This window comes from uncultured Brachybacterium sp., from assembly GCF_947500705.1.
Taxonomy (GTDB): domain Bacteria; phylum Actinomycetota; class Actinomycetes; order Actinomycetales; family Dermabacteraceae; genus Brachybacterium.
On the sequence record NZ_CANMSY010000003.1, the window covers coordinates 409,579 to 434,993 of the forward strand.

The 25,415-nt window shown below is 69.1% G+C and carries 24 protein-coding genes and 1 tRNA gene; 15 read left to right on the forward strand and 10 right to left on the reverse strand.

Going from position 1 to position 25,415, the window contains the following annotated elements:
- The first annotated feature begins 120 nt into the window (after positions 1-120).
- Positions 121-2,745, forward strand: coding sequence for a transglycosylase domain-containing protein (locus Q0937_RS07930; RefSeq protein ID WP_299302004.1), 2,625 nt, complete (start codon positions 121-123; stop codon positions 2,743-2,745).
- A 114-nt stretch (positions 2,746-2,859) separates the two neighbouring features.
- Positions 2,860-3,771: an MBL fold metallo-hydrolase gene (locus Q0937_RS07935; RefSeq protein ID WP_299302006.1), complete on the forward strand. Its 912-nt coding sequence runs from the start codon at positions 2,860-2,862 to the stop codon at positions 3,769-3,771.
- Here the strand turns inward: Q0937_RS07935 and Q0937_RS07940 are convergent.
- Complete coding sequence (locus Q0937_RS07940) at positions 3,710-4,783, reverse strand: hypothetical protein (protein WP_299302009.1); 1,074 nt, start codon at positions 4,781-4,783, stop codon at positions 3,710-3,712. The two genes, Q0937_RS07935 and Q0937_RS07940, sit on opposite strands and share 62 nt — an antisense overlap.
- A gap of 206 nt (positions 4,784-4,989) precedes the next feature.
- Here Q0937_RS07940 and Q0937_RS07945 point away from each other — a divergent pair, with 206 nt between their 5' ends.
- Positions 4,990-7,209, forward strand: a complete 2,220-nt coding sequence (locus tag Q0937_RS07945; RefSeq protein WP_299302012.1) for a catalase — start codon at positions 4,990-4,992, stop codon at positions 7,207-7,209.
- A gap of 12 nt (positions 7,210-7,221) precedes the next feature.
- On the opposite strand, the gene Q0937_RS07950 is transcribed toward Q0937_RS07945, so the two are convergent.
- Complete coding sequence (locus Q0937_RS07950) at positions 7,222-8,553, reverse strand: APC family permease (protein WP_299302015.1); 1,332 nt, start codon at positions 8,551-8,553, stop codon at positions 7,222-7,224.
- Positions 8,554-8,633: 80 nt separating this feature from the next.
- On the opposite strand from Q0937_RS07950, the gene Q0937_RS07955 reads away from it, so the two are divergent.
- The 6 genes from Q0937_RS07955 to Q0937_RS07980 all read left to right on the forward strand — a co-directional run bounded on the left by Q0937_RS07955 (position 8,634) and on the right by Q0937_RS07980 (position 11,725).
- Complete coding sequence (locus Q0937_RS07955) at positions 8,634-8,837, forward strand: TFIIB-type zinc finger domain-containing protein (RefSeq protein ID WP_299302018.1); 204 nt, start codon at positions 8,634-8,636, stop codon at positions 8,835-8,837.
- 176 nt (positions 8,838-9,013) lie between these two features.
- The gene (rpsF, locus tag Q0937_RS07960; protein WP_299302021.1) at positions 9,014-9,367 is read left to right on the forward strand and encodes a 30S ribosomal protein S6; all 354 of its coding nucleotides are present in this window, start codon (positions 9,014-9,016) and stop codon (positions 9,365-9,367) included.
- 56 nt (positions 9,368-9,423) lie between these two features.
- Positions 9,424-9,993 (forward strand): single-stranded DNA-binding protein, encoded by a 570-nt coding sequence (locus tag Q0937_RS07965; protein WP_299302023.1) that lies wholly within the window; start codon positions 9,424-9,426, stop codon positions 9,991-9,993.
- 84 nt (positions 9,994-10,077) lie between these two features.
- Positions 10,078-10,314, forward strand: a complete 237-nt coding sequence (rpsR, locus tag Q0937_RS07970) for a 30S ribosomal protein S18 (RefSeq protein WP_299302026.1) — start codon at positions 10,078-10,080, stop codon at positions 10,312-10,314.
- A gap of 17 nt (positions 10,315-10,331) precedes the next feature.
- The gene (gene rplI / locus Q0937_RS07975) at positions 10,332-10,805 is read left to right on the forward strand and encodes a 50S ribosomal protein L9 (protein WP_299302029.1); all 474 of its coding nucleotides are present in this window, start codon (positions 10,332-10,334) and stop codon (positions 10,803-10,805) included.
- 137 nt (positions 10,806-10,942) lie between these two features.
- Entirely contained in the window at positions 10,943-11,725 is a 783-nt protein-coding gene (locus Q0937_RS07980) for a hypothetical protein (RefSeq protein ID WP_299302032.1), read from the forward strand.
- Positions 11,726-11,734: 9 nt separating this feature from the next.
- On the opposite strand, the gene Q0937_RS07985 is transcribed toward Q0937_RS07980, so the two are convergent.
- Positions 11,735-11,866, reverse strand: coding sequence for a hypothetical protein (locus tag Q0937_RS07985; protein ID WP_299302035.1), 132 nt, complete (start codon positions 11,864-11,866; stop codon positions 11,735-11,737).
- 66 nt (positions 11,867-11,932) lie between these two features.
- Between Q0937_RS07985 and Q0937_RS07990 the strand changes: the two genes are divergently transcribed.
- The 3 genes from Q0937_RS07990 to Q0937_RS08000 all read left to right on the forward strand — a co-directional run bounded on the left by Q0937_RS07990 (position 11,933) and on the right by Q0937_RS08000 (position 13,930).
- Positions 11,933-12,211: a hypothetical protein gene (locus Q0937_RS07990; protein WP_087486148.1), complete on the forward strand. Its 279-nt coding sequence runs from the start codon at positions 11,933-11,935 to the stop codon at positions 12,209-12,211.
- Positions 12,212-12,281: 70 nt separating this feature from the next.
- Positions 12,282-13,715 carry an amino acid permease gene (locus Q0937_RS07995; protein WP_299302045.1) on the forward strand — a complete coding sequence of 478 codons (1,434 nt, stop codon included), beginning with the start codon at positions 12,282-12,284 and terminating at the stop codon, positions 13,713-13,715.
- Positions 13,716-13,846: 131 nt separating this feature from the next.
- Positions 13,847-13,930: transfer RNA gene (locus tag Q0937_RS08000), tRNA-Leu, on the forward strand.
- A 49-nt stretch (positions 13,931-13,979) separates the two neighbouring features.
- On the opposite strand, the gene Q0937_RS08005 is transcribed toward Q0937_RS08000, so the two are convergent.
- On the reverse strand, positions 13,980-14,594 hold the full coding sequence (locus Q0937_RS08005) for a cytidylate kinase-like family protein (protein WP_299302048.1): 615 nt from the start codon (positions 14,592-14,594) through the stop codon (positions 13,980-13,982).
- A 204-nt stretch (positions 14,595-14,798) separates the two neighbouring features.
- Here Q0937_RS08005 and Q0937_RS08010 point away from each other — a divergent pair, with 204 nt between their 5' ends.
- Positions 14,799-15,623, forward strand: a complete 825-nt coding sequence (locus Q0937_RS08010) for an alpha/beta hydrolase (protein ID WP_299302051.1) — start codon at positions 14,799-14,801, stop codon at positions 15,621-15,623.
- A gap of 41 nt (positions 15,624-15,664) precedes the next feature.
- Positions 15,665-16,780 carry a magnesium and cobalt transport protein CorA gene (locus tag Q0937_RS08015; RefSeq protein ID WP_299302054.1) on the forward strand — a complete coding sequence of 372 codons (1,116 nt, stop codon included), beginning with the start codon at positions 15,665-15,667 and terminating at the stop codon, positions 16,778-16,780.
- Positions 16,781-16,802: 22 nt separating this feature from the next.
- Here the strand turns inward: Q0937_RS08015 and Q0937_RS08020 are convergent, their stop codons facing one another.
- Positions 16,803-17,354, reverse strand: coding sequence for an NYN domain-containing protein (locus tag Q0937_RS08020; RefSeq protein ID WP_299302057.1), 552 nt, complete (start codon positions 17,352-17,354; stop codon positions 16,803-16,805).
- Between the two features lie 581 nt (positions 17,355-17,935).
- On the opposite strand from Q0937_RS08020, the gene Q0937_RS08025 reads away from it, so the two are divergent.
- The gene (locus Q0937_RS08025; RefSeq protein ID WP_299302060.1) at positions 17,936-19,687 is read left to right on the forward strand and encodes an HNH endonuclease signature motif containing protein; all 1,752 of its coding nucleotides are present in this window, start codon (positions 17,936-17,938) and stop codon (positions 19,685-19,687) included.
- Positions 19,688-19,745: 58 nt separating this feature from the next.
- On the opposite strand, the gene fdhA is transcribed toward Q0937_RS08025, so the two are convergent.
- The 5 genes from fdhA to Q0937_RS08050 all read right to left on the reverse strand — a co-directional run bounded on the left by fdhA (position 19,746) and on the right by Q0937_RS08050 (position 25,391).
- Positions 19,746-20,972, reverse strand: a complete 1,227-nt coding sequence (gene fdhA / locus Q0937_RS08030) for a formaldehyde dehydrogenase, glutathione-independent (RefSeq protein WP_299302063.1) — start codon at positions 20,970-20,972, stop codon at positions 19,746-19,748.
- A 275-nt stretch (positions 20,973-21,247) separates the two neighbouring features.
- Entirely contained in the window at positions 21,248-22,309 is a 1,062-nt protein-coding gene (locus Q0937_RS08035) for a Gfo/Idh/MocA family protein (protein ID WP_299302066.1), read from the reverse strand.
- A 52-nt stretch (positions 22,310-22,361) separates the two neighbouring features.
- On the reverse strand, positions 22,362-23,243 hold the full coding sequence (locus tag Q0937_RS08040; RefSeq protein WP_299302069.1) for a sugar phosphate isomerase/epimerase: 882 nt from the start codon (positions 23,241-23,243) through the stop codon (positions 22,362-22,364).
- Between the two features lie 34 nt (positions 23,244-23,277).
- A complete protein-coding gene (locus Q0937_RS08045) occupies positions 23,278-24,390 on the reverse strand; it encodes an ROK family protein (protein ID WP_299302072.1) in 1,113 nt (370 codons plus the stop codon).
- Between the two features lie 116 nt (positions 24,391-24,506).
- Positions 24,507-25,391: a dihydrodipicolinate synthase family protein gene (locus Q0937_RS08050; RefSeq protein ID WP_299302075.1), complete on the reverse strand. Its 885-nt coding sequence runs from the start codon at positions 25,389-25,391 to the stop codon at positions 24,507-24,509.
- Positions 25,392-25,415: the final 24 nt, after the last annotated feature.

Below are 25,415 nucleotides of genomic sequence, written 5' to 3' on the forward strand. Positions count from 1 at the left end.
CACCCTGTGTGCTTCGACGCCAGAGAGTTCCGTCGGCCGTGGCGTCGTGCTCATACTGGGAGGCCGTGCACCAGCGGTGCGCGCGCAACCGTCCGTCCCCTCGTAGGACCAGGAGCAGTCATGAGCGATTCCCGACGCTCGTCCCGCGGCTCGTCGAAGAACTCGGCGGGCGGTGGTGCACGTCGCGCCGCCGGTGTGCGCCGCGCATCCTCCTCGACGTCCGGTGCCAAGTCGGCCAAGCCCGCCAAGGCAGCCTCTGCGAAGAGCTCCGACGCCAAGGGCGCCAGCCGCACCGGCCGCAGCTCCACCTCCGGGGCCGCCGCCAAGGGCAGTTCCCGCACCGCATCGGCGAAGACCGGCGCAGGCGCGAAGGTCGGCGCAGGCGCCGAGGGCGGCGCAGCGACCCGCCGCACCTCGGTCAACGCGCGCCATGCCGGAACGTCCGCAGCTGCTTCTGCCGCCGCCGGCAAGGGCTCCGCCAAGGGCCGCCCGAAGAAGGCCGCGGCCACGAACTTCCTGAACTATCCGCGGGCCGGGGCGAAGAACCCCTGGCGCTGGATCCCCTCGCTGCGCATGATCGTCGGTGCGATGGCGCTGATGGTGCTGGCCGGGCTCGGCTTCGCCGTCTGGCTGTACAACGACACCGAGGTCCCCGAGCCCTCGGACTTCGCACTGGCCCAGACCTCCCGCGTCTACTTCGCAGACGGTGAGACCGAGATGGGCCAGTTCAGCGAGGTGAATCGCACCGAGCTGCCGGCCGACGAGATCCCGGACAGCGTCAAGCAGGCGGTGGTGGCCAGCGAGGATTCGAGCTTCTACGAGAACCGCGGCGTCTCGCCGCGCGGCATTGTGCGCGCCATGGTCAACAACCTCCAGGGCGGCGCCCGCCAGGGCGGCTCGACCATCACCATGCAGTACGTCGAGCGGTACTACACCGGTACCGAGACGTCCTATGTGGGCAAGGCCAAGGAAGCGATCATGGCCTTGAAGATCGACCAGGAGCTGTCGAAGGACGAGATCCTCTCCCGCTACCTCAACACCATCTACTTCGGCCGCGGCGCCTACGGCGTGCAGGAGGCCTCGCAGGCCTACTTCGACAAGGACGCCGCGGACCTCACCGAGGCGGAGGCGGCGCTGCTGGTGGCCGTGATCCCCGCTCCGTCGACCTATGACCCCGCGAATGACGTCGAGCAGTCCACGCAGCTGTGGGATCGCGTGATCACCCGGCAGGTGAACGAGGGGCAGATGACCGCCGCGGAGGGTGACGCGCTCACCTTCCCCGAGACCATCGAGCCGCGCAACGAGAACTCGCTCGGCGGCACCAAGGGCTACCTCCTGGCCCAGGTGCGGGGCGAGCTGATCGAGGCGGGCTTCACCGAGGACGAGATCAACACCGGCGGGTTCACGATCATCTCCACGATCGACCCGACGATCCAGAACAACACCGTCCAGGCGGTCGACAACCTGCCGGACGACCGTCCCGAGAACAACCGCGTCGGCACCGTGACCCTCGACCCGTCGACCGGAGCGATCCGTGGCATGTACGGCGGTCCGGACTACGTCGCCCAGGCGCAGAACGACGCCACCCAGTCACGGATGCAGGCCGGCTCGATCTTCAAGACCTTCACCCTGATCGCCGCGCTCGAGGACGGCTTCCCGCTGGACTCCCGCTGGGACGGCAACTCCCCGAAGGACTTCCCCGATGTCCCCGGCGGCTGGGAGGTCAGCAACTTCAACGACACCGACTACGGCCGGGTGAGCCTGGAGAAGGCCACCGCCAACTCGATCAACACCGCCTATGCCGAGGCGAACATCGAGATCGGTCCGCAGCGGACCATGGACACGGCGATCGCGCTGGGCCTGCCCGAGAGCACCCCCGGCCTGAACGCCGAGCCCTCCAACGTGCTGGGCTCCGCCTCGCCGACCGTCGTCGAGATGGCCGAGGTCTACGCGACCATCGCCGCCGGTGGCGTGCACCGGGACGCCTTCATCGTCGAGTCCGTGACCCGGCCCGACGGCTCCTCGCGCTACCAGCACGAGGCCACGGAGACCCAGGCGATGGACGAGCAGGTGGCGATCAACGCGACCGTCGCCCTGCAGGGTCCGCCGAAGGTGGGCTCCGCCCGATCGCTGCTGGACGTCATGGACGGTCGCCCGGTCGCGGGCAAGACCGGCACCTCGGAGAGCTTCCGCTCCGCCTGGTTCGTGGGCTTCACCCCGCAGCTGGTGACCGCGGTGGGCATGTTCCAGCCCGGCGAGGACGGCTCCGAGGAGACCCTCACCACCTTCGGCGGCGCCAGGAACATGACCGGCGGTGCCTTCCCCACCGACATCTGGGGCGACATCATGGCGCCCTCTCTCGAAGGCCAGGAGATGATCGACTTCCCCGAAGAGGTCACGCTGGACAACGAGACCCGTGAGCGGAGCTACACGCCGCCGCCCCCTCCGCCCACCACCGAGGCGCCGGAACCCTCTGAGGAGCCCTCGGAGGAGCCGTCGGAGGAGCCCTCCGAGGAGCCCTCTGAGGAGCCCTCTGAGGAGCCGAGCGAGGAACCCTCCGAGGAGCCCAGCGAGGAGCCGTCGGAGGAGCCCAGCGAGAAGCCGGCGGATCCGACCACCAAGCCCGGCAACGGCGGCGAGAACACGCAGCCCACCGAGGAGCCCACCAGCGAGACGGAGGGCGGCGCGGACACCAGCGCCGGACGCGTCGAGGGCGACGGCGACGAGGGTCCGCCGGGGGACTGAACTGCCGGTTCAGTCGCTGCTGCCTCCGCTGCCGCTGCCGCTGCCGACCGCTCGGCTCGTGACCCCGTGGCGGTGCTCCGCGTAGCCTCCTCGCACATCCAGCGAGGAGGAGACATGCTCACCATCGATGTGGTTCCCGGTGTCCACCTGATCGAGTACGCGCACGTCAACTGCTATCTGATCGAAGGGCAGTCCGGGCTCACCCTCGTGGACTCGGGCCTGCCCGGTGTCTGGCATGAGCTCGGCACCGCTCTGCGGACGCTCGGCCATCGCCCCGAGGATCTGCGGGCTCTCGTGCTCACCCACGCGCACTTCGACCATGTCGGCACCTCGCGACGGCTGGTGCAGCGCCTCGGAGTGCCCGTCCATCTGCATCCGCAGGATGCCGAGCTGGCCGCGCACCCGTACCGTTACGCGCACGAGAATCCCCGATCCGTGTACCCGCTGCGGCATCCGCGGGCCCTGCCGGTGCTGGGATCGATGCTCCTCGCCGGAGCGGCCAGGGTGCGGGGGATCGATCGCACGGTGCCGCTGATGACCGGCTCCGAACTCGATGTGTGGGGGATGACGAACGGCGTCGCCGCGGCGCTCGCTATGACCGGACTCCTCGAGGGGAAGGCCCCTACCTGGCATCCCGCCCTGCAGGAGGGGTCAGGTCTCCGAGCCCTGGCCTCCGGGGCGGCGATGGGCGCGAACGTCGCAGCCCAGCTCGCCGGGGGCTGGGCACAGGCTGAGCTGCACGAGCTGCCGTCGTCCCCTCCGCCTGAGGGCACCGGGTCGGTGGGCCGCAGCGAGGGCCGACCGGTCGCGATCTCGACCGTCGAGGGAAGGACCTGCGCGCTCTCCGCGGTGTGCCCTCACCTCGGCGGCGTGCTGCGCTGGAATGACGCGGAGCGCTCCTGGGACTGCCCGCTGCACGGCTCGCGCTTCGCGCCCGACGGCACCCGGCTCGAGGGCCCGGCGCTCAGCGACCTCCGTGCTGTTCCGGCTCCGGGCGTCGCTGCATCTCCCGGCGGCCCTGAGTGAGCTGGCGGAGGTCTGCCGTCTCGTCGAAGCTCGTGCCCAGTCCGCCCGCGACGACCCCCAGCGCAGCGCTCAGCCAGGCGATGTCCACATAGTTCGAGAAGTCCACCGGGCTGCCCATGATCTGGGTCATGAAGTCCGGATCGATCACCACCAGGCTCGCTGCGAGGATCACGACGAACAGCGCCAGGTACAGGCCGAGGACGACGAGGGACAGGGTCAGGACCGTGGAGAGGTTGTAGTAGAGGAACACCTCGGTGGGGTCGGTGTGCTCCGCGCGCTCCCAGAGGCCGTTGCTCAGAATCAGCCACAGCACCATCAGCGTGATCGCGAGCACGCCGATCATCAGCAGGCGACTGGGAGAGAGCGCCGCGGACATCTGCCAGATCGATTGGTAGAAGACTCCGAATGCGCCGGTCGCCGCGGCGGCGGCCAGCGCGGTGGACAGATGCGGAGCGGTCCGCCAGGGTGCATTGGTGGCGACCATCCCCAGCACGGTGCGTGGCACTCCGGTGATGGTGTGCGCGAGCAGGTAGCCGGGCTCGTCGCCACGGGGTTCCTGCCATCGGTTCCAGCGCGGCTCGTAGCGTTCCCGGGCCTCTGGCGGGGCGCCGTCGACCAGCCGCAGCACGCAGGACATGAACAGCGCGAGCAGCCGTCGCCGTCCGGCGTGCACACCGAGCGTCGGATAGGACAGCGCTGCCGCGGATTCGTCCGGGAAGATCCTCGCCATCTCGGGCTTCCCATGCGAACGACGCGGCATCTCGGTGAGGATCAGCACCACATCGACGCTCTCGTAGTCCTCGCGCAGCGTGGCGATCGTGCCGAACTCGAGGGTGTCGGCGTCGCTGATCCCGAGGAACTGGGTGCGCACGTGGACCGTGGCGGCGCCATAGAGGTGGGTGAGCTCCTGCTCGAAGCGCTCCGCCACGGAACGGGCGCGCACCGTGCACAGGCCGGGATCGCTCAGCACCAGGACGGTGACCCCGTTGCGTGCGTCGGAGGGTTCTTCCATCTCCGCACTCCCTCCCTCGGTACTCCTCGATCAGGCCGATCGGGACCACGGTAGCCGCGAGATCCCCCCTGAGCATCCGACAGACCGATCGGTCTCTTCCTCTGCCCTGCGCAGAGACCGCGTGCCCTGTGCCGCGACCTGCGGTGAGATCTACGGTGGTGGCGGTCACCGACGATCTGTTCGACCCCCTCGAGGAGGAGCACGCCATGACACCTGCGAAGCCCACCCCCACGCCGGCTCCCGGTCGCCCCGCCAGCCGGCCGCCCGCGCTCGAGGAGCCGACGGATCCCGTCGGCCCGCTGCCCCCGAAGCCGGACCAGCAGGGCGCCCAGCCCCGCACCGCGACCGGCGCGGAGCCCGGCCCCGAGCGGACCACGAACGCACAGCAGGGTGAGTTCCTCACGACCTCGCAGGGTGCCCGACTGCGGGACACCGACCATTCCCTGAAGGCGGGCCGGCGCGGGCCGGTGCTGCTGCAGGACCATCACCTGCGCGAGAAGATCACCCACTTCGACCACGAACGGATCCCGGAGCGGGTCGTGCATGCCCGCGGCGCCGCCGCCCACGGCGTCTTCGAGGGCTATGGGACCGCGGAGCCCGTGTGCCGGGCCGGCTTCCTCGCGAAGGGGAAGCGCACCGAGGTGTTCACCCGCTTCTCGACCGTCGTCGGCTCCCGCGGTTCGATGGACACCGCCCGCGACACCCGCGGCTTCGCCACGAAGTTCTACACCGACGAGGGCACCTTCGACCTGGTCGCCAATAACATCCCGGTCTTCTTCATCCAGGACGGCATCAAGTTCCCCGATGTGGTCCACGCCGCGAAGCCCCACCCCGACCGGGAGATCCCTCAGGCGCAGAGCGCCCACGACACCTTCTGGGACTTCGTCTCCCTGCACACCGAGGCGCAGCACCACACCCTGTGGTTCATGGGCGACCGCGGCATCCCGCGCTCCTTCCGGATGATGGAGGGCTTCGGCGTCCACACCTTCCGGCTGTCGAACGCCGACGGCGAGACCTCGCTGGTGAAGTTCCATTGGAAGCCGACGCTCGGTGTGCACTCGCTGACCTGGGAGGAGGCGCAGATCCTCGGCGGCGCGGATCCCGACTTCCACCGCCGCGACCTGGCCGACGCGATCGAGTCCGGTGCCCATCCCTCCTGGGAGCTCGGCATCCAGGTGTTCCCCGACAACGAGGAGCAGTCCTTCGAGGGCATCGACCTGCTGGATCCCACCAAGTTCGTCCCCGAGGAGCTGGCCCCCGTGCAGCCCATCGGGCGGCTGACGCTGGATCGCAATCCCAGCAACTACTTCGCCGAGACCGAGCAGGTGGCCTTCAACCCCGGTCATCTGGTGCCCGGGATCGACGTCACCGACGACCCGCTGCTGCAGGTGCGACTCTTCTCCTACGTCGACACCCAGCTCACCCGGCTGGGCGGCCCGAACTTCGCCCAGCTGCCGATCAACCGCGCCCACGCGCCGATCAACGACATGCTGCGCGACGGCTACGGCCAGCAGGGAGATCATGCGGGCGTGGCCCCCTATCACCCGAACTCCCTGGACGGCGGCTGCCCCTTCATGGCGGGCGAGATGGACGGTGCCGTCGAGGATCTCCCGGTCCGGGTTCCCGAGGGCGTGAAGGAACGGGAGCTCTCGGCGACCTTCGAGGACCACTTCAGCCAGGCCCGCCTGTTCTGGCGCAGCATGACCCCGGTCGAGCAGGATCACATCGTCGACGCCTACTCCTTCGAGCTCGGCAAGTGCTACGAGAACACGATCCGGGAGCGCCAGCTGCAGAGCCTCGCGAACATCGATACGGAGCTGTGCGCTCGGGTCGCCGCAGCGCTCGGGATGCCCGCCCCGGCCCCGACGGTCCCCGCCGCGGACGAGGGCGACGGCCAGGTGATCACCAGCGGGCCGCTGTCCCAGCTGGGCGGCAGCTGGCCGCTGGACGGCCGCACGATCGGGATCGTGGTCGACCCGGACGCCGACAACGACGAGCTGCTCGCGCTCCACGAGGCGATCGTCGCCGCGTCGATGACCCCGGTGGTCATCGCCCCGCGCGGCGGCGAGGTCGCCGGGGTCCCGGTGGGTCGCACCTTCGGCACCGCCGCCTCCGTCGAGTTCGACGCGCTGCTGCTCGCCGGCTGCCCGCTGACGGCTCCGGACTCCCGCCCCTCGGTGGACCCGAAGGCCGGGGCACCGGGATCCGGGGTGGTGGAGCCTCGGGTCGGCAAGCTGATCGACGAGTGCTGGCGACATGCCAAGGCGATCGGTGCCTGGGGCCCCGGCCGCGCGGCGCTCGAGGCGCACACCGTTGCCGGTGGTGCGGGTCTCGTCCTCGGCGACGACGGGCAGACCGTGCTCGGCGAGATCACCGCGCTGATGGAAGCTCACCGGGTCTGGGAGCGGTTCCCCGCCGCGCCCTGAGCGCGCAAGACCTCAGGCGGCGGCGTCGGCCCCGGTGTCCGCACCGGCCCGGCGCCGCCGCCACGCGGCGATCCCCGCCAGCACCGCGGCCACCGCCAGGAACGGCAGCCCGAGCCGCCACACCGCCCACTCGACCTGCGTCATCAGCAGCAGGCAGGAGGCCAGACCACCGATCGGCAGTGCGAGCGGGGTGCGGAAGTGGCGGTGCCCGGGACGGTCACGGCGCAGCACCAGGACGGCCGCGTTCACCGAGAGGAAGACGACCAGCAGGAGCAGCACCATGGTGCCGGCGAGCACATCGATGGTGCCGGTCAGCGCGAGCACGATCGACAGGGCTGTCGTCGCCAGGATCGCCACCCACGGCGTGCGCCGCGCGGGCAGGAGCCGGGTGAGGACCCGCGGCAGCAGTCCGTCGGACGCCATCCCATAGGCCAGGCGCGAGGACATGATCCCGGTCAGCAGCGCCCCGTTGGCCACCGCGATCAGGGCGACCACGCTGAACACGACCGGCGGCACGATCCCCGCGGCCTCCACCACCAGGGCGAGCGGCGCCGAGGAGCCCGCGAGCTCCTCGGTGGGCACCACCGCGGCGGCGACCACACCGATCAGGGCATAGACGATGCCCGTGACGATCAGCGCCCCGAACAGCGCCCGGGGGTAGGAGCGGGCCGGGTCCTTCGTCTCCTCGGCGATGTTCACGCTGGTCTCGAAGCCGACATAGGAGTAGAAGGCGAGCACGGTACCGGCCAGCACCGCGGCGACCGGGCTGTTCTCGGGCGTGCCGAGCTCGGTCAGCCGCCCCAGATCCCCCTCGCCGCGACCGATCACGATCGCGCCCAGCACGATCACCATCAGCAGCCCACCCACCTCGATCACGGTGGCGACCCGGTTCGCGCCGAGCGATTCGGAGATGCCGCGGGTGTTCAGCGCCGCCAGCAGGCCGAGGAAGACGATCACCACCAGGACCGAGGGCAGGCTCACGAACGCCCCGAGGTAGTCCCCGGCGAAGCCGAGCGCCAGGGTACCCACCGAGACGACTCCTGCCGAGAGCATGCAGAAGCCCACCAGGAATCCGGCGAAGGGCCCGAACGCACGGGTCGCGTAGTGGGAGGAGCCGCCGGCCCGGGGGTATTTGGTCGCCAGCTCTGCATAGGACCCGGCGGTGAGCAGGGCCAGCAGCAGGGCGACCACCAGCGGCACCCACAGCGCGCCGCCCGCGATTCCGGCGATCTCCCCGGCCAGCACGTAGACGCCCGCGCCGAGCACATCGCCGAGGATGAACAGGAAGAGCCCCGTGGTGGTGACGGTGCGGCGCAGCGTGGTGCGCTCATCGGTGCTGGTCATGGGCCCACGGTAGAGGGCCGGAGCCGAGGGGGCCGGACCGATCGGTCGCCTGTGGATGGCCCGGATGGCACCATCGGGTCATGCGATGCGAACAGTGCAGCAGGAAGATCCGCGGCAGGGCCTATACCTCGATCACCGGCCGCAAGCTCTGCGACCGCTGCGGGACGCAGCTGCAGGGCCGCACCGCCGGAGTGGTCGCCGGCGGCGGGATCGCCGGCGGGATCAGCACCGGGGGCTGGTACGCCCGGGTCAGGAAGGCGATGGGTCGGCCGCCGCGCAGCTGAGGCGTCAGATCTGTGATGCGCCGCGCACCCGTCGGCCCCCTCTGGCCGATGGCCGAGCGCGCGGGTACGCTGGGCCGGTCCGTGATGTGCATCGCCGATGCACCAGCGGGCGGCATGAACCCTCCTGCCACGGAGAGACCGTGGCCGTAGAGACCACAGGAGGTGGGTACAAGAACATGCGTAAGTACGAAATGGTCGTGATCCTCGACCCGTCCGTCGATGAACGGACTGTCACCGCAACTTTCGAGAAGCTCGTCCAGGTCGTTCCGGCCGAGGGCGGCACCATCGACAACGTCGACGTCTGGGGCAAGCGGAAGTTCGCCTACGAGATCGACAAGAAGTCCGAGGGCATCTACATCGTCCTGAACTTCACCGCCAAGGCGTCGACCGCTCAGGAGCTGGACCGTCAGCTCGGGCTCAACGAGTCGGTCATGCGCACCAAGGTCATGCGTCTCGACGACAAGGTCAAGGCCCCGCGCGCCGACAAGGCTGCACGCGAGGACAAGGCCCCGTCCGACGACGCCAAGTGACCTGCGGTCGCTGATCCCCGCACGACCCCACCCCATCCTGGAGCAGAGGAGCCCCCATGGCGAATGACACCGTCATCACGGTGATCGGCAACCTGACCGCCGACCCCGAGCTGCGTTTCACGCAGTCCGGCGTAGCGGTCGCGTCGTTCACCATCGCGTCCACCCCCCGCACCTTCGACCGTCAGTCGAATGAGTGGAAGGACGGCGAGGCGCTGTTCATGCGCTGCTCCATCTGGCGCGACGCCGCAGAGAATGTGGCGGAATCGCTCGAGAAGGGCTCCCGCGTCGTCGCGCAGGGGCGTCTCAAGCAGCGCTCCTTCACCGACCGTGAGGGCAACAACCGCACCAGCATCGAGCTGGACGTCGACGAGATCGGTCCCTCCCTCAAGTACGCCACCGCGAAGGCCAACAAGGTCCAGCGCGGCGGCGGCGGTGGAGGCGGCGGCCGTGGCGGCTTCGGCGGCGGCGGTGCCCCGCAGGGCGGTGGCCAGGGTGGCTACGGTGGCAATCAGGGTGGTCAGGGCGGCTACAGCAATGCCCCGCAGGGTGCGCCGCAGGGCGCCCCGGCAGCCGACCCCTGGGCCGGCGGCGGGAACCAGGGCGGGTACGACGACCCTCCCTTCTGATCGCCTCGGCGATCGACGCACGATATTGATCCATTCCATCCCGGGTGCATGCCCGGGCTCCCCTCAGAAAGAAGGAGCACCACGATGGCCAAGCCCTCACTTCGTCCCCCGAAGAAGAAGCAGAACCCGCTGAAGGCCGCGGGAGTCGACACCGTCGACTACAAGGACGCTGCGCTGCTGCGCAAGTTCGTCTCCGACCGCGGAAAGATCCGCGCCCGCCGCGTCACCGGCGTGTCCGTCCAGGAGCAGCGCAAGATCGCACGGGCCGTGAAGAACGCCCGCGAGATCGCTCTCCTGCCGTACTCGACCTCCGGTCGCTGAGCGAGGAAGGGAAACACATGACCACCAAGCTCATCCTCACCAATGAGGTCTCGGGTCTCGGCGCCGCCGGCGATATCGTCGACGTCAAGGACGGCTACGCCCGGAACTTCCTCATGCCCCGCGGTCTCGCGACCCCGTGGACCAAGGGCGGTCAGCGTCAGCTCGACCAGATCCGCGCGGCCCGCGGCAAGCGTGCGATCGCCAGCATCGAAGAGGCGCAGGCCCTGAAGGCCTCGCTCGAGTCCAAGCCCGTCGTCATCTCCGAGCGCGCCGGCCAGAACGGCCGTCTCTTCGGTGCGGTCTCCTCCAAGGAGGTCGCCGAGGGCGTCAAGGCGATCTTCGACAAGGACATCGACCGTCGCACGGTCGAGTTCGTGGCTCCGATCCGCTCGCTCGGCGAGCACAAGGCCACCGTCCGTCTCCACGAGGACATCTTCGCGAACCTGCTCGTGCAGGTCATCGCGGCGAAGGGTGCTGCAGCACAGGCCTGATCAGCCACTCGGCCCTCGAGCCGGCCAGAAGCGTCCCGCACCAACCATGGTGCGGGACGCTTCTCTGTGATGAGGTACGTTCTGCAGGAGATCTGACCGGCCCGGTACGCCGCACCGCACGAGCAGCAGGGGGACGCATGCGCACGACCCGACGACCGTCCATGGCACTGGCGATCGGAGCAGCCGCGCTCGCCCTCGCACTGCCCAGCTGCAGCGGCGATACAGCCGACGACGGCACGACGACACCGGCAGCGACCAGCACAGAGGCGGCGTCGGTGGATGTCGAGCCCACCACCGCGGAGGAGGGTCGCTCGGAGGGTTACGCCCCGGTGGGCCAATTCCCGGTGCTGAGCCTCGCCCCGATGGGCACGGACGACTCCCCCTCGAGCGAGGTCGCTCCGGACCGGCTCGCCGAGATCTCTGCCGGCGTCGCGGGAACCGAGCCGACGGACGTCACCTGCGAGGGCACCCTCATGGGCGGCAGCAGGATCCCGGTGGGCTGCGCCGTCGCCTCCACGCAGGACGTGGTCACGGCATACCCGGTGCTCAGCGGCCCCGCCGGCACGGAGGACCACTCCCTGGTGGTCGCTGGGGAGCTCGCCTCGGTCCAGGCCGAGATGGTGATGGACGAGGAGGTCAGCGTCCACTATGGCCCGACCGCGCTGTTCTTCGACGATCCGGCGCTGCTCGAGCAGGAGGGGTTGGTCGGACGCGTCCAGGCCGAGCTCGAGAGCCTGGGCCTGAGCGACACGCTCGAGACCTGCGAAGGCATCGTCGGCGAGAGCACCGGCCATACCGGCGTGCGCTGCACCGGGACCCAGGACGACAGCCCGGCACCTTTCGAGGCGCAGTTCTACCCCACGCTCTCCGCGAGCGGAGACCCCGTCACCTTCGCCCTGATCCATCGACCGTTGCAGTAGGAGCGGGGTTCAGCCCTCGATCTCGGCGAGCACCTCGAGGGCCTGGCGCAGCGGCGCAGGGTGACCGCTGAAGGGGAGTCGCAGGGCATGGGGCCAGCCTGTGCCCCGTGGCGAGAACAGCGATCCGGGGTCCAGCGCCACGCCGCAGTGACCATTGCGGTGCGGACGTCGGCCCCGCGAGCGCCGGTCGCGGGATAGGTTGCGGACATGTTCGGACGTGCAGCACGGCAGCAGAAGCAGCTCGAGACCCTCCAGGCGCATATCCGTCGCCTCGAGAATCTCGCGGGGGAGCTCGCCGCGCGAGCCGGAGTGAGCGACGCGGAGCTGCTCAGCCTTCGCGACCAGGTGGGCCCGCAGATCCCCGAGGAGTCCCGCCGACTGGTCGCCGAGGGCAAGGTGATCCAGGCGATCAAGGTGTACCGCGAGCACACCGGCGCGGGCCTCAAGGAGGCCAAGGATGCCATCGACCAGTACCGGGGCGCGTGATCTCTCCGAGGTGAGGTGACTCGGCTCGGTCCTGAGTGAAGGCGCGATCCGCGGGCGCTACGCTCGAGCGGTGACTTCTCGACCCCGTGACACCGCCGCTCCCCACCACGGCGGCCCCCTCGCCCGCTCCCTCGGCCATGGCCAGATGGCCATGATCGCCATGGGCTCCGCGCTGGGCACCGGCCTGTTCCTCGGCTCGGGGGAAGCGATCGGCATCGCCGGGCCCGCCGTGATCGTCTCCTTCGCGCTCGGTTCCCTGATCGCTGCCACCATCGCACTGGCGATGGGGGAGATGGCCTCCCGCCATCCCGTGCGCGGTGGCTTCGGCACTCTCGCCGCCCACTACCTCTCCCCGTTCTGGGGCTATCTCACCCGGTGGCTGTACTGGATCGTCACGGTGTGCGTGACCGGCGCCGAGCTGGTGGCCTGCGCCTTCTACCTCACCTACTGGGTGCCGGCGATCCCGGTCTGGGCCGGGATCCTGCTGTTCGCCGCCCTGATCATCGCCATCAACCTCGCGAGCGTCGGCTCCTTCGGCATCGTCGAGTTCTTCCTGTCCTCCATCAAGGTGATCGCCGTCTTCGCCTTCATCCTGGTCGGCGCGGTGCTGGTGCTCTTCGGCCTGCCGGACACCCCCGCCCCCGGCCTCGCCCAGCTCACGCCCGACGGGGGCTTCGCCCCGAACGGCTGGGCGGCGGTATGGGTCGCCCTGTCCGTCGTGATGTTCTCCTTCGGCGGCATCGAGCTGCTGTCCATCACCGCTGCGGAGGCCAAGGATCCGGCCCGCTCGATCAGGACCGCCGCCCGCACCACGGTGGTCCGCCTGGCCTTCTTCTACGTCTTCTGCATCACGATCGTGCTGTGCCTGGTGCCGTGGCGCACCGCCGCCGGCACCGGCGACGACGTCGCCACCTCCCCGTTCGTGATGGTCTTCGACCAGCTCGGGATCCCTGGCGCCGCCCACATCACCAACCTGCTGGTGCTGATCGCGGCGCTGTCGGCCGCGAACGCCAATCTCTACGCCGGCAGCCGGATGATCCACTCCCTGGCCGTGGATCGCCTGGCACCCCGCTTCGCCGCCCGCACCACGAAGCATCGGGTCCCGGTGGTCGGCATCGCCCTGAGCTCGCTGGGCCTGCTCGGAGCGGCGCTGCTCAACTTCAGCGGTGTGGGCGGGGTCTTCAGCTACATGATGAGCCTGGTGGTGTTCGCCGTCATCCTGGTCTGGGCACTCATCCTGTGCACCTTCATCGCCTACCGGCGGCGCCACGTCAGCGGGGCCACCTTCCGCATGCCGGGCGGCGTCGCGAGTGCAATCGTCGGACTGGTGGGTCTTGCCGCGGTGTTCGCGACCGTCACGGTGCGGCCCAGCATGCAGGTCGCGGCGATGGTCGGCGTCCCTGCGGTGCTCGTGGCGACGGTGCTGTACGTCGTCGCCGTCCGCCGCCGCATCGACCCGTCGGCCATCGAGGATGCTTTCGCCGAGGCGGAATCGATGCGCTGAATCGGGGGAGCATATCCGCCTCGACGTGGCGTTCGTTACTGTGCGGGGCGTCGGTTTGGGCTGGAGGTGGCGCGGGGGTAACCTAGTGGAATCTTCGGTCTTGGTGACGCGAGTCCCGGTGCTGAAGGAATGCGCAAGTGGCGGAATTGGTAGACGCGCACGGTTCAGGTCCGTGTGCCGGAAACGGCGTGGGGGTTCAAGTCCCCCCTTGCGCACCGCAGGAATTGCCCCGGTTCATCGAGATGAACCGGGGTTCTTCGCGTCTCAGATGGCGGCGCGCATCACGGCGTGGGCGATCGCCTCGACCGCAGCGGCCTGGGGGATCCGACCGGTGTTGATCATCAGGTCGTAGTGCACCGGCTCCCGCGGATCCCAGCCGTAGAGCGAGGTGGACATGTCGGTGCGGATCCTGTCCTCCTGCCTGCGGCGCTTCTCCGCCTGCTGCAGGGAGATCCCCGCCAGCTCAGCAGCACGCGCGACCCGGCTCTCGGCGTCACCCGTGAGCAGGACATGCAGGATGCGGGGCCGGTTCGCGAGGATCTTCGTCGCGTTGCGGCCGACGATCACGCCACCCTCCTCGCCGTAGCGGCGCACCGTGGCGTTGTTGTCGTCGATGAGCTCTCGCTTGTCGCGCTGCGCGTCGATGTACTCCATCCCGTCTCCGCCGCCGAAGGCGCCTCCCATCGCAGCGAGCACCTGTGAGAGGTTGACCCGGCTCTGGATCGACTGCGCGGTGGCGGACTCGTCCTGCGGTGCGCCCTCCGCCTCGATGTCCTCCGAGCTGAATGCCTGCACGTGATACGGAAGCCCCAGCCGCTCGGCGACGGCGCGACCGACCGCCTCCGCCCCCGAGCCGTACTCCTCCCAGATCGTCACCACGGGCCGATGAGATCCATCCTGACCGGGAGCGGAACCTGGAGTGCTGGACGGTCCAGCTGCATGCGTGCTCATGGTGACCTCCGTGAGAGATGTGAGCCACAGCATACGGCGGATATGGCAGAAGAGTCCCCAATTGTCAGGACGGAAGGACTCGGGGCGCGTCCTGAGGCGGAACTTCTCGCGACGACGGGGCATCATGGTTCCATGAGCAATGGCGTCCCCAGCACTGACTTCACCCTCGCGGGACACGGCGGCACTCTCGCAGGTCGCGCCTGGACCCTCCCCGCACCGCGCTGGATCGCCGTGCTCTCCCACGGCTACGGCGAGCACGTGGGCCGCTACGAAGGGGTCGCCGCCCGGTGCAATGACGCCGACGCCGTGGTCTACGCCGCCGACCACCTCGGCCATGGCCGCAGCGACGGACAGAGGGCCCTGATCAGTGACTTCGAGCCGGTGGTCGACGATCTCCTCCTGGTGGTCCAGCACGCCGCCTCCCGGCATCCCGGAGTGCCGGTCGTGCTGATCGGCCACTCCATGGGCGGGATGATCGCCGCCCGCTTCACGCAGCTGCACGCGGACTCCCTGGCGGCGACCGTGCTCTCCGGTCCGGTGCTCGGCTCCTGGGCCACCGTGGACGAGCTGCTTGCGCTCGACGTCATCCCGTCGACCCCGATCGACCCCGGCACCCTCTCCCGTGACCCTGCCGTCGGCGAGGCCTATGCCTCAGACCCGCTGGTGTGGCATGGCGACTTCGCCCGCCCCACCCTCGAGGGCCTGCAGCGGGCGATGCGCACGATCGACGAGGCCGGCAGCGTGGGCGAGCACCCCCTGCTCTACCTGCACGGCGAAGCGGACCGCCTGGTACCGCTCCCCGCCAGCTGGGAAGGGCTGAACTCGCTGCGGGGCTCGCGGACCTTCGTGAAGACCTACCCCGGTGCCCAGCATGAGATCTTCCACGAGACCCACCGCGATGAGGTGATCGCAGACGTGATCGGCTTCGTGGAGGGCGTGCTCGCGCTGCCGAACTGACGCACGAGAAGCCCAGGCGAGGGAAGAACGAGGAGCGGGAGATGTCGACGCGACGACACGAAACGGCACGGAACCGGCGCGCTGATCGCGCCCGGGTGCAGGCAGCGGGGCGCACTCCGCACAGCGGTGGTGCGGCGCCGACGACCCGCTACGTCGCCGGAGGAATCCCCAGCCGCCAGCCCGACGGGGACTCGATGGGTGATGCCCTGGCATTCTCGCGCGCGGCCTCGGACCGGATGGCGATGTTCTTCTACCCGCGGCCCGACCGCGAGCAGGTGATGGAGCTCAGCGACGCCTGGGACCTGCACCCGCTGCTGCTCGAGGACCTGCTCAACGCGCATCAGCGACCGAAGCTCGAACGGTACGGCGATGTCCTGTTCCTGGTGGTGCGCGCGGCCCGCTACGTCGACGCCCAGGAGGAGGTCGACTTCGCGGAGTTCCACCTGCTGCTGCGACCCGGCGCCGTGGCGGTGCTGTGCCAGGACGGGACCTGGATCGACGGCACCCCGGGGCCGCAGCTGGACGAGGAGCATCCGCTGACCTCGACCCGTCGGGAGCGCACGGTGCTCGAGGACGTCAATCTCCTGGAGCTCGGCCCGGAGGCCGTGCTCTACCGGGTGCTCGATACGATCGTCGACGGCTACGACCCCGTGCTGAAGGGCCTCCGGGTCGACCAGGAGCAGATCGAGCGGCAGGTGTTCAGCGGGGATGCTGCGGTCGCCGAGCGGATCTACCGGCTCAGCCAGGAGGTCATCGACATGCAGCAGGTGATCACCTCGCTGCGCGACGTGATCGACGATCTCCAGGCCGGCTTCGGGAAGTACGCGATCCCCGGCGAGCTGCAGGCCTACCTGGACGACGTCGGCGACCACCTGGAGCGGGCCGCATCGCGCGTGCGGGATCTGCGTGATGCCCTCTCCCAGATCCTCGACGTCAACGCGACCCTGGTCGCGCAGCGCCAGAACGAGGACATGAAGAAGATCTCCGGCTGGGCCGCCATCCTGTTCGCCCCGACCCTGATCGGTGCCGTCTACGGCATGAACTTCGACGACGTGCCCGAGCTGCACTGGGCGTACGGCTATCCGATGGCGATCGGGATGATGATCGCGCTCGGCGTGCTGCTCTTCGTGATCTTCAAGCGCAGCAGGTGGATGTGAGTCCGGACGTCGCTGCTGGGCCTCAGATGAACTCGAGCGGATCGAACTCGTCGATGTTGATGATCCGCACCCGCGGCAGACGGCTCGTGAACGCGGCGACGTCGTACTCGAGGTCGTGGAACTCGATCCCCGGGATGTCCTGGAGATCTGCGGCCATGAACTCCCGGAAGCCGACGAGCGCGGTGCGTCTCCCAGCCGTCGCGGCCAGGTCCTCCATCTGGGGGACGAAGTCCTTGTCGTGGCTGACCAGCATGACGTCTGCCGGGCGGGTCAGCAGCGCCTCTGCGGTGCGCTGGATCGCGATGTCCACGACCTTGCCCTCGCCGCGCAGGGGGACGGGCTTGTAGCCCATGGCGATCAGCGCCTGGACGAAGCCCGAGGGCAGGCTGTCCTCCACGGCGAGGAAGAAGAGGCCCTTCACCGACTGCTGCCACGACATCTCCGCATGATGGAGGAGCTTGTTCCATCGCGGACGCTCGTCGGGCTGGGGGCGTCGGCCGAGGACCGAGACCCCGAGCGTGGCGTCGATGTTCTCGCCGTCCACCAGGAGGTACGTGGTGCGTTCTTCCGTCATGGGTCGACCTTACGCCGTCCTGGCGTGTACGGAGACCCAGGGGAGCGCAGGAGGGATCGGGGGTGACGTCATGGCGGGCAGGTCGCGGTGCGGCGGTCCGAGGGTGCCTCTCGACAGGGTGGTGAGGGCCGCGAGGGAAGTGCCTGCGGAAAGCGACATTCCGTTCCTCCCCAGTGCGAGTTATCCACATTCCCGGGGCGGGTGTTGACAATTGTGTATTTCCCTTGAATGTGTGCCCGACGTTGGCGTCGTCGGCATTGTCATCTTTTGCACAGCGCATCTCCCGCAGAACCCGTCACCGCCGACACTCTCAGCGGGTTTCGTCTGACCTACCTGGAGTTTCAAGCAGTCCCGGCCCCCTGTGGACGTCCCCATGGACGTCTTATCGACGCCTAGGTGACGCCTTGGCTGTGCCCCTATGACACCTCGGCTGCGGCCCCTTCGCGCGACGGTTCCTCCACACCTAGGGGTTATCCACAGATTCATCCCCATTTGTTACTGACCCTTCAGTAAGGGGTGGTGGGGAATTAGTATTGAGGGGTACCGCGGAATCGATGGACGGGCGGGGAGGAGGGGTTTCGGTGGGTGAGTTCGAGGAGGACCAGTTCGCGTCCGATGAGGATGCGGGTCAGCAGCCGGTCGGGGTCCCTACCGGTGTTGACAGCCGCGCCGACGGTGATGCCGTTGCACCCGAGCCTGGTGCGTCTGATACCCCCACCGATGCCCCGCCGGCTCCCGGTGTCCCTGCCGAGCCCGAGCCCGGTGTCGCGCCGGAGGGTCTGCCTGCGTGGACGGTGCGGGCGCGGCGGGTGTTGGATGAGGAGTCCATCCTTGCCGAGGCGGTGCCGGGGAGTCTTGATGCGGGGCGGGTGATGGGTCTGCATCGCACGATGCGGTCCCGGGCGAGTCTGCGGGCGCATCAGCTCCGGCAGCTCTCCACGTTCTTCCGGGAGGATCCCGAGGTGCAGGGCGTGCTCGATGATGCTGACATCACCGCATTGAAGATCGCCGCCGGGCTGCGGTGCACTTACCTCCAGGCCCATGCGCTGGTGCGTGACGCGTATCTGGCGGTTCAGTGGATGCCGGTGACATTCACATATCTGCGCCGCGGGGATCTGCCCGAGGACTGGCATCACTACCTGATCCGCCACACCCGCCGGCTCACAGAGGACCAGGCGAGGGACGTGGATGCGCACATGGCCGGCATCGAGATCCCGTCGATCTCGCAGGACACGTTCGAGAAGCAGGTCCGGCTCGCGGTCGCTCTCGCGACCTCCGGGACCCTCCCGGCCCCGCCGTCGCAGTCACGGAATGTGGAGATCGTGGGGGTCGATACCGAGACAGGGACCGCGTCACTGATGGTGACGGGTCCGATCCCGGAGATCCAGGCCCTCGCCCACCGCCTCGATATCGCAGCCCGCACGGTCCAGACCGCCCAGCGCACCGCGCTGGAAGCCGGGGTCGAGGGGCCGCTGCCGTTCGATATCGATCGTGACCTCGCCGAACGCGGCACTGCCCTATCGTTGCGGACCCTCAGATATGCGATCTTGACCCACTCGGTCCTGGATATCGATCCGGTCCAGGAAACGGCACGGCCCTACAAGATCCTGGTCACCGTCCCGGCCCTGACCCTGATGGGTCACAGTGACGCACCCGCGATGCTGGACGGGATGACGCCCCTGCCCGCGCAGCTCGCCCGCGAACTCGCTGCGGGAGAGAGCACGTGGCAGCGGATCCTCACCGATCCGATCACCGGCGCGTACCTGCCCGTGACCGCGCAGACCTACCATCCCACCGCCCAGATGCGGCTGCAGCTGCGGCTGCGCCACCCCGTCTGTGCCGTGCCGGGCTGTCACCGGGCCACGGTGATCGCGGCCGAGGATGACCACATCATCGAATACGACCACGACCACCCAGGCCAGGGCGGACAGACCTCGCTATGGAATCTGCACCGGCTGTGCTGGCTGCACCATAAGCAGAAGACCGCGGGATTGATCGACCCCGAACGAGACCCGGCCGATGACCCCGCCCACGGTGACGGGACCACGACAGCCGGGCCGCTGGAGACGGTGTGGGACATCGGCCGGGACATCCGGATACGGGCCAGGGAGGACACCGACCTGGTCACCCCACGCCTGGCCCGGACCCTCGAACGGGACTGGCGGACCTACCAACGCGCCCACGAGGACGCGCTACGCCTCCACGCCGAAGAGAAGACCAGACCCCGCGAGGAACGCGCCGCCGAGCAGCGCCGTGCCGCGTGGGCCAGACACCGCGGCCGCCGCATCATCCCACCCGGCCCCACCCACGACGAGACCGAACCACCCTTCTGACCGCACGACGACGCACGCCCGCCCCCGGGCTGACCGGGAGCGGGCGTGCGAAGCATCCTCAGACCGGCTGCACCTTGCCGGTCATGCCGTGCGGATCGATGACGTACTTCGTGGCGACTCCGGCATCGAACTTCTGGTAGCCGGCAGGAGCGTCGTCGAGGGAGATCGCCACCGCGTTGACGGCATCGGCGATCTGCACCTTGTCATGCAGGATCGCTTCCATCAGCTGACGGTGGTATTTCATCACCGGGCACTGGCCGGTGGTGAACGAGAGCGCCTTCGCCCAGCCCAATCCGAGCCGCAGCGAGAGCGATCCCTGCTGTGCGGCCTCATCGACGCCGCCCGGATCGCCAGTGACGTACAGCCCGGGGATGCCCATCGCGCCACCGGCCCGCGTCACGTCCATCAGGGTGTTCAGCACCGTCGCCGGTGCCTCCTTCGCGTCCTTGCCATGACCGCGTGCCTCGAAGCCGACGGCGTCCACTCCGGCATCGACCTCCTCGCGTCCCAGGATCCGGGCGATGCCCTCGCGGGAATCTTCCTTCGACACGTCGATCGTCTCGCAGCCGAACTTCGCGGCGTTGGCCAGCCGATCCGCGTTCATATCGGCCATGATCACCACCGAGGCGCCCAGCAGCTGCGCGCCCACGGCCGCAGCCGTCCCCACCGGTCCCGCTCCCGCGATATAAACCGAGGATCCCGGGCCGACGCCGGCCGAGACTGCTCCGTGGAAGCCGGTGGGGAAGATGTCCGAGAGCATGGTCAGGTCCAGGATCTTCTCCATGGCCTGGTCCTTGTCCGGGAACTTCAGCAGATTCCAATCCGCGTAAGGGACCAGCACATACTCCGCCTGGCCACCCACCCAGCCGCCCATGTCCACATAGCCGTAGGCGCTGCCAGGACGATCCGGGTTCACATTCAGGCAGATCTCGGTGCGGCGGTTCTTGCACATCTCGCAGCGGCCGCAGGAGATGTTGAAGGGCACGGACACCAGGTCACCCTTCTTGATGAACTCCACGCCCGGCCCGGTCTCGATCACCTCACCGGTGATCTCGTGCCCGAGCACCATGTCCACGGGAGCTGTGGTCCGGCCACGCACCATGTGCTGGTCCGAGCCGCAGATATTCGTGGTCACGACCTTGAGGATTGCCGCGTGCGGGAGCTGGCGGCCCACATTCGCCGGGTTCACGCCCGGGCCGTCCTTCAGCTCGTAGGTCGGATAGTCGATGTCGATGACTTCGACCTCGCCCGGTCCCTTGTATGCGATCGCACGGTTGCTGGACATCGATGAGCCTCCTCGCCCGCGCGGCCCTCGAAGCGCCTTCGCATCTGTGGACGGGCCGCACGGCCCCAGCCTGGATGTCGCGGTGGGTGAAGTCAACAGGTTCTGTGACGTCGGGAGCAGCCCCGAGGCCGGACGTCTCTGCTGCCTCACACCGATGTCAGTCATGCGTTGAATGCAGGGCTGAGCTGGGTGTTCACGATGTCAGTAGCTCGTCGACGTGAGCAGCACGCATTCCTCGCAGTGCCTCACATCGATGGCAGCCGCGCAGGCCGGCCTCAGACCAGAGAGATCTCCCGCCCCTCGGCCGCCGACTCGTAGATCGCCTCGAGGATCCGCACGATCTCGACCCCGTGCCATGCCGGGGCGATCGACTCCGCCCGGCCCAGCGATGCATCCACGAAGTTCTGGATCTCGTTGGCGAAGCCGATCCCGAACTCGAAGCTGCGCGAGGCGATCTGCGGCTCGATGTTCACCACCGAGTCGTGCATCTCGGTGGCGATATGGAGAGCGGGCTCGAGCACCGCGCCGCCCTTCTCGCCGTAGACCGAGACATCGATCGAGTCCTCGGTGGCATGCAGCGAGTACGAGCAGTCCAGCAGCAGCGACGCACCGTTCTCGAAACGGATCACAGCATTGGCGAGATCCTCGACGGTGTTCCTGCTGGGGTCGTAGTCCGCAGCCTTGTAGCGGGGCATCGTGGTGACGTTCCCGCGGCTGCCCAGCTTGTCGTAGGTGTTGCCGCTGACCGAGGCCACCTTGGGGGATCCCATGAGGTACCAGCACAGGTCCAGCACGTGGATGCCGATGTCCAGCAGCGGGCCACCGCCGGAGATCTCCTTGTCCGCGAACCAGCCGCCGGGGTTGCCCACGCGGCGCATGCAGCTGGCCTTGGCGTAGTAGATCTCGCCCAGCTCCTCCGCGTCGATGAACGACTTCAGCACCTGACAGTTCGGGGAATGGCGACGTACGAAGCCGACCTGCACCACCCGGTCGCTCGCCTCGACCACCTGCTGGAGCTGCTCGGCCTCCGCGAGGGTGCGCGCGATCGGCTTCTCCACCAGCACATGCTTGCCCGCCTCGATCGCGGCGATCGCCCAGGAGGCGTGGGAGTTGTTCCAGGTGCAGATCGAGACCCCGTCGATCTCGGGGTCGGCGAGCAGGTCCTGCGGATCGGCGTAGGCACGCCGGGCACCGAACTCGTCGGCCGCGGACTGCGCTCGCTCGAGATTCATATCAGCGACGGCGACCAGCTCGACCTCGGGATTCTTCGAATATGCGGTCAGGTGGGACTGGGCAATGCTGCCGGCGCCGATGACGCCGACTCGGAACTTCGACATGGGGATCTCTTTCGTGACAGGGGGATCGGACAGCACGGGGATTGGGCAGGGTTCAGGCGAACAGGCTCTTGGCGTAGGAGATCCCGCGCTCGCAGCCGAGCAGGCAGTCCTCCCAGCCCTCGAACTCGATCGCGGCGAAGCCCGTGAAGTCGGACTCCTTGATCGCTCGGGCCACCGCGCGCAGGTCGATGTCGCCGTTGCCGACCACCGCCCCGCGCAGGTGCTTCCCGCCGCGGCTGCGGAACCAGCCGGCGCCCGGAGCGGCGTCGGCCGGACGGAGATAGAAGTCCTTGAAGTGGACGACCATCGCGTACGGGAGGTTCTGGGCGACCGAGACCTCGGGCGACTCGTCCACGCACACGAAGTTGCCGACGTCGAGGGTGGTGAGGAAGTTCGGCTCGTCGACCGCGTGGATGATCCGACGCACCCGCTCCGCGGACTGCACGAAGAAGCCATGGTTCTCGAGGCTGGTGGTGATGCCCTTCGCCGCGGCGTACTGGGCGATCTCCTTGCTGGCGGCGACGATCGAGGGCAGGACCTGCTCGAACAGCGGGGTGTCATCGCCTTCGTGTCCGGCATGGGGCACCACGTCATGGCGCATCCGGGTGATCCCGAGCCGCTCGGCGAGATCCACATATTGCGTCACCCGCTCGATCTGCTGCGGGTCGCCGGTGGAGAGATCCGCGCCGATGGCAAGGCTCGTCAGGGGCACCCCGGCGGTCTCTGCGGCGGCGCGGATCTGGTCGACGTAGGTGGGGTCGGAGGAGATGTTCGGGATCGGGGAGTCGGCATCATCGCCGAGGACGGCGAGCTCGAGATGCTCTCCCTCGCTCGCGGCGACCCACTCGATGACCTGCGGAAGCGTCATCTCTCCCGTGGAGAGCTTGGAGTGGAAGCTGTAGGAGCTGAAACCGAAGGTGATGTCGGAGGTCATGGAGGATCCTTCGTGGTCGGGGCGTTTGTGGGGGTCAGGCACGGGCGTCCAGCAGGCGCGACCAGGGGGCAGGGACGTCGGGGAGTCCGAAGATCTGTGCGGAGCCATGGGTGAAAGCGAGGCCGAGAGCGCCGACCAGGGCGCCGTCGGTGGTGATTCGGGCGGCGACCACCTCGGGCGAGTGCTCGGTCATGAGCAGGCGCTCGAGCGACCGGCGCAGCGGTCCCAGCAGCGTCTCGCCGGCCCGCGCGAGACCGCCGCCGATGACGACCCGCTCCGGATCGACCGTGAGCAGCACAGTCGCCAGTCGCGGCGCGATCTGCTCGCAGAACCCCTCGATCTCGCGCTGCGCGGCAGGGTCCCCGGTGACGGCCCGCTCGAGCAGCGGCTTCGCATCCTCGCCGGTGGACCAGGTCAGCCGTCCGCGCACCGAGGTGTCCGTCCAGCGCATGCCGCGCTGGCTGCCGAGCTCGCCAGCGAGGTGGTGCGCGCCTTGCAGGATCTTTCCGTCGAGGATCACGGCGAGGGAGATGCGGTGCCCGAGCTCGATGAGCACGATGCTGTCGGCATCCCCACCGAGCTGGTGCTCTGCAAGGGCCGCGAGCTTGATGTCGTTGTCGGCGTGGACCGGGCAGTCCAGGCGGCGCGAGAGCTCGCCGGCGAGGTCGAGGCCGACCAGGGCGGGCACGGCGAGGCTCTGGGCGAGGTGGCCCTCGGGGGACAGGATGCCGGGGACTGCGAGGCCGACGGCATTCGGGGTCCGGCCGGTCTCGCGCAGGATGCTCTCGAGGGTGCCCAGCGGAGACGTGGTCGACAGGGCCGTCTCCGTGTGGGAGAGCGTCCGGCCGGAGAGGTCGGTGACCAGGCAGCGCACCGAGCGGGCGCCGATGTCGAGGGCGGCGACCGTCCCGGCAGACGGGTCGAAGGCGAAGCGGCGCGCCGGGCGGCCGGCGCTCCCTGAGACGGCGAGGGGAGCGGCGGTGACGACCCCGGTCGCGACCAGGTCCAGCAGCACCGCATCGACGGTGGGGCGTGACAGGCTGGTCGCGGCGGCGATCTCGCCGACGGTGAGGGCGGAGCTCGCCTCGCGCAGCGTCACCAGGCAGTCGCGGGTGTTGGCGGCGCGCACGGCGGAGGTCGTGGCCATCGGATCACCCGCCCTCGTGGTCGCCGCCCCGGAACGATTCAGAAACCGGGTTGCACAATGTGCGTGCCCAGTGTGTCGGCTTCGCCCCGGGGCGTCAACTGCCGTGGGTCACCGTCTCAGCGTTCGCCGCCCAGCGCCTCGAGCAGCGAGGCGACGGCCTCGTCGGAGGCGGTGGGCAGTGGGGTGCGCACCGCGCCCTGCTCGAGACCCAGCTCGCCGAGGGAGCGCTTGATCAGCGAGATGAAGGCGGGATCGGCCTCGATCTGGCCCAGCGGGCCGGCGAGCCGGTCCCAGACCTGCACCGCGGTGGCCCAATCCCTGTCATGGGCCGCACGCCACAGCTGAACGCAGCGCGTCGGAGTGAGCCAGGCGGAGGCGGCGATCCAGCCGCTCGCGCCCTGGGTGAAACCCTCGAGGGCGAGACCGTCGGCCCCCACGAACACCTCGACGTCCGCGCCGAGCGCCGAGCGCAGCTCCCTCACCCGGGTCGCCTCGCCGGAGGTCTCCTTGACGCTCCAGAAGGCTTCGTGCTCGCGCAGCGGGGCGAGGAGCTCGGGGAGCAGGTCGACGCCGGTGGAGTGGGGGTTGTTGTAGACCATCACCGGCAGCTCCGAGTTCGCGAGCACCGGGGACAGCGCGGCGATCGCGTCCTGCGGTGCGAGCCCGCCGTAGAAGGAGGGAGTGACCATTGCCGCAGAGGCCCCGCAGGCCTTCGCGTCGGCGATCATCGCGGAGACGTCCTGGGGGCGGTAGGCCATGCAGCCCACCACCACCGGCACGCGGCCATCGACGATGCGGATGAGCTCTTTGATCTGGGCCTCGCGCTCGGCAGGGTCGAGGGCGAGCGCCTCTCCGGTGGCGCCGAGGGCGAGGATGCCGTCGACCCCGGCCTCGAGCACCCGGGTGACACCCGGGGCGAGGAGGGAGAGGTCCTGGGAGCCGTCGGCGGCGAACGGGGTGGTGGAGACGGCGAAGACTCCGCGCAGCGGGCTGTCGGTCATGAAGGGGGTCCTTTCGAGGGGCGC

Bases quoted from the DNA above. Each gene is read 5' to 3' on its own strand.
- Q0937_RS07935 (WP_299302006.1), top strand. From the start codon at position 2,860: ATGCTCACCATCGATGTGGTTCCCGGTGTCCACCTGATCGAGTACGCG.
- Q0937_RS08015 (WP_299302054.1), top strand. From the start codon at position 15,665: ATGTCGACGCGACGACACGAAACGGCACGGAACCGGCGCGCTGATCGC.
- Q0937_RS08035 (WP_299302066.1), bottom strand. From the start codon at position 22,309: ATGTCGAAGTTCCGAGTCGGCGTCATCGGCGCCGGCAGCATTGCCCAG.
- Q0937_RS07980 (WP_299302032.1), top strand. From the start codon at position 10,943: ATGCGCACGACCCGACGACCGTCCATGGCACTGGCGATCGGAGCAGCC.
- Q0937_RS08020 (WP_299302057.1), bottom strand. From the start codon at position 17,354: ATGACGGAAGAACGCACCACGTACCTCCTGGTGGACGGCGAGAACATC.
- Q0937_RS07945 (WP_299302012.1), top strand. From the start codon at position 4,990: ATGACACCTGCGAAGCCCACCCCCACGCCGGCTCCCGGTCGCCCCGCC.
- Q0937_RS08040 (WP_299302069.1), bottom strand. From the start codon at position 23,243: ATGACCTCCGACATCACCTTCGGTTTCAGCTCCTACAGCTTCCACTCC.
- Q0937_RS08050 (WP_299302075.1), bottom strand. From the start codon at position 25,391: ATGACCGACAGCCCGCTGCGCGGAGTCTTCGCCGTCTCCACCACCCCG.
- Q0937_RS07950 (WP_299302015.1), bottom strand. From the start codon at position 8,553: ATGACCAGCACCGATGAGCGCACCACGCTGCGCCGCACCGTCACCACC.
- rpsF (WP_299302021.1), top strand. From the start codon at position 9,014: ATGCGTAAGTACGAAATGGTCGTGATCCTCGACCCGTCCGTCGATGAA.
- Q0937_RS07955 (WP_299302018.1), top strand. From the start codon at position 8,634: ATGCGATGCGAACAGTGCAGCAGGAAGATCCGCGGCAGGGCCTATACC.
- rplI (WP_299302029.1), top strand. From the start codon at position 10,332: ATGACCACCAAGCTCATCCTCACCAATGAGGTCTCGGGTCTCGGCGCC.
- fdhA (WP_299302063.1), bottom strand. From the start codon at position 20,972: ATGTCCAGCAACCGTGCGATCGCATACAAGGGACCGGGCGAGGTCGAA.
- Q0937_RS08045 (WP_299302072.1), bottom strand. From the start codon at position 24,390: ATGGCCACGACCTCCGCCGTGCGCGCCGCCAACACCCGCGACTGCCTG.
- Q0937_RS07930 (WP_299302004.1), top strand. From the start codon at position 121: ATGAGCGATTCCCGACGCTCGTCCCGCGGCTCGTCGAAGAACTCGGCG.
- Q0937_RS07965 (WP_299302023.1), top strand. From the start codon at position 9,424: ATGGCGAATGACACCGTCATCACGGTGATCGGCAACCTGACCGCCGAC.
- Q0937_RS08010 (WP_299302051.1), top strand. From the start codon at position 14,799: ATGAGCAATGGCGTCCCCAGCACTGACTTCACCCTCGCGGGACACGGC.
- Q0937_RS07940 (WP_299302009.1), bottom strand. From the start codon at position 4,783: ATGGAAGAACCCTCCGACGCACGCAACGGGGTCACCGTCCTGGTGCTG.
- rpsR (WP_299302026.1), top strand. From the start codon at position 10,078: ATGGCCAAGCCCTCACTTCGTCCCCCGAAGAAGAAGCAGAACCCGCTG.
- Q0937_RS07990 (WP_087486148.1), top strand. From the start codon at position 11,933: ATGTTCGGACGTGCAGCACGGCAGCAGAAGCAGCTCGAGACCCTCCAG.